Source organism: Streptomyces sp. NPDC101166, from assembly GCF_044768125.1.
In the GTDB taxonomy this organism is placed as follows: Bacteria; Actinomycetota; Actinomycetes; order Streptomycetales; family Streptomycetaceae; genus Streptomyces.
In genome coordinates this window covers 1-1,478 of the sequence record NZ_JBIWPF010000109.1, presented here as the reverse complement: position 1 = coordinate 1,478, position 1,478 = coordinate 1, and the positions used below count along the sequence as shown (strand labels likewise).

Annotated in this window: 1 protein-coding gene; it reads right to left on the bottom strand. The window is 71.4% G+C overall.

The genetic code is table 11. From position 1 onward, the window contains the following. Positions 1 to 509: 509 nt before the first annotated feature. Positions 510 to 1,478, bottom strand: a 969-nt coding sequence (locus ACIRS4_RS36790) for a hypothetical protein (protein WP_404204397.1), incomplete at its 5' end; no start/stop codon positions are given.

Sequence of the window (1,478 nt, the reverse complement as noted above, 5' to 3'; positions counted from 1 at the left end):
CCGCCTTGTACAGCAGGTACAGCCCGAAGATGACCGCCCTCACCATCAGGATGGGGAACAGGCTCTTGATCAGCGCGCCGAGAATCATGAAAGCGATCCAGACGAGGACGACGACGCCGAGAATCTTCCAGAACATTCCTTGCCTCCTAGTTTCCGAACCGCCGTCCGCGCGATCCGACACCATCCATACTGCGTCGGCCGGGCCAGAAAATCACCAGGTCAGCCGCGATATCCGGGACAGAATCAGGGTTCACCCCGAGGTCGTGCGACTGTCCAGGAGCGGTCGATCCGGCGTGCCGGACCCCGCCCTACCTGCGGTGCTGCCGGCCGAGGCCGCCGCGGGCGTCACTGCCCCCGGCAATCGCGCGCACGCGCGCCCGAAGCGCGACCCCGGGGTCCACAGATGCGGGAATGGGACGCGCCGCCGCGACATCGATGCGGGCGGCAGTGCGGGCATTGACGAGAGAGCCCCAGACCACACGGAGTTCTCGTCTCGGACGCGGGCGTTCTCAGGGACGCGTGCGGAAACGCTGGTCGGCCAGCTCGGTGAGCGCCTGAGCCCACCCGTCGAGCCGATCGGCGGCATCGCGCAGCCCGACCATGGCCCAGCCGAGATCATCGGCCACCGCGGCGCTTTCGGGCACGGCCAGCACCCGGGCGGCCGCCTCGACCATGCCCTCGAATTCGACCACGCCACCGTCGAGACGGACCGACACGGCCCGAACATGCTCACCCAGAGGCGAATTCGACCCCAGCGCACCGGCGGCCTGCTCCATGGCGACCACATCCTGTGCGAGGGCGTGCAGAGCGGCGGCACCCGACGCGGCGGTCTCGAGCGTGTCGTCGAGATCATCCGCCGGTAGTCGCCCGGACCGCGCGATCTGCGCGTGCAACCCGTGCAATGCCCGCTCCGCCCGCACCAACCGCGCGATCGAAGCCCGCGCCGCCGACCGGATCGGCGGCAACTTCCGCGGCACGAACGCCGCCTGCGGCAAGGGCTCCCGCCGCATGTCCAGATACCGCCGCGCCGTCACCGCGGTCCCGGTCACCAGCGCGACCGCGCCGCCGCCGACCACGACCACCGCCCACGCGGGCGCCGAGATCAACACCAGCCCAACGGTTCCGGCCGTCGTCAACCCGGAGGCGGTCCCGAGCCGGAAACTCCGCCGCCGAGCCCGTCGCCGCTTCCGCAGCTCCCGCTCCCGCGGATCGGCCCACTTCCGCACGGCCACCAACGCCTGCTCCCCCACACCCCGCAAGGTGTCCGGCAGCCGCTGCGCCAACTCCTCGGGCTCGAACCCGGTGGGCGCCAACACCTCCCGCACGGCTTCGGTGGCCCGCTCCCGCCGCGCCCGCTTCTTCGCACGCCGACCGGACGCTCGAACCTCGGGACCGGCCGACTGGTCGCGCGGTGCAGCGGCATCGATTGGCGCGCCGAATTGTCCAGTGGCTCCGGCCGGTACCGCGCCCGATGGCCG